The organism is Pseudonocardia sp. SID8383 (assembly GCF_009864975.1).
Classification (GTDB): Bacteria; Actinomycetota; Actinomycetes; order Mycobacteriales; family Pseudonocardiaceae; genus Pseudonocardia; species Pseudonocardia alni.
The window spans coordinates 1-224 of the sequence record NZ_WWFY01000837.1 but is presented as its reverse complement, the minus strand read 5'-3'; the positions used below and the strand labels follow the sequence as shown (position 1 = coordinate 224).

Here is a 224-nt window from a genome sequence, read left to right as displayed (position 1 = left end):
TGGAGGACGTCCTGGGCGGCGGGGTCGCGGCCGCGCTCGCCCGCACCGCGGACCAGCTCCACGACGACGACGCCGCCCTCTCCGTCGCCGCGGCCCGGCTGCTGTCCGCGGCCCGCGTGGCCACGGACGGTGAGCGGAATGCACCGGCGGGGGGGCCCGGGCCGGGTGATTCCGGCGACAACGGCTCACCACCGGGTACCGCCGTGACCGACCCGACCGGGGCC

1 pseudogene is annotated in these 224 nt (G+C 79.5%); it reads left to right on the top strand.

The features are described 5' to 3' along the window. Positions 1–224, top strand: a pseudogene (locus GTW08_RS32025) (hypothetical protein); the annotation flags it as partial.